The organism is Paraburkholderia sp. SIMBA_053, assembly GCF_046534895.1.
Taxonomy (GTDB): domain Bacteria; phylum Pseudomonadota; class Gammaproteobacteria; order Burkholderiales; family Burkholderiaceae; genus Paraburkholderia; species Paraburkholderia caledonica.
Genome location: NZ_JAWRXU010000126.1, coordinates 1 through 439 on the forward strand (window position 1 = coordinate 1; position 439 = coordinate 439).

Sequence of the window (439 nt, forward strand, 5' to 3'; positions counted from 1 at the left end):
GCGATCAGCTTGAAGATGCCAACCGCAGGTTCAGTGAAACGCTTGATGCGCATCTGCCGGTCGACGAAGATGGTCGCGATCCCCGTCGAAGCGATCAGGTTCTGCAGGTCGTCCTTGGCCTTGGCCTCGTCCTCCACCTTCGACTGCAATTCCGCGTTGACGGTGACCAGCTCCTCATTGACGGACTGCAGTTCCTCCTTGCTGGTTTCGAGTTCTTCCGTCGCTGAACGCAGTTCTTCGTTGATCGCCTGCAACTCCTCATTGGAAGCCTTCAGCTCCTCCGTCGATACACTCGCCTGTTCGATATTGGATTGCAGCAGTTCCTTCGAGCGACGCAGTTCGCTTTCCAGATGGGCAATGACGGGATTGTGGTCCGCATGACGGCTGGTGTCCGGTTCATCGGTGCTTTCCTTGACCACGATCTCATTGAAAAGAACGG

1 protein-coding gene is annotated in these 439 nt (G+C 56.0%); it reads right to left on the bottom strand.

The annotated features are described in order from the left end of the window. On the bottom strand, positions 1 to 439 hold a 439-nt coding region (locus tag SB753_RS34875; protein WP_410804590.1), incomplete at both ends, for a PAS domain-containing protein.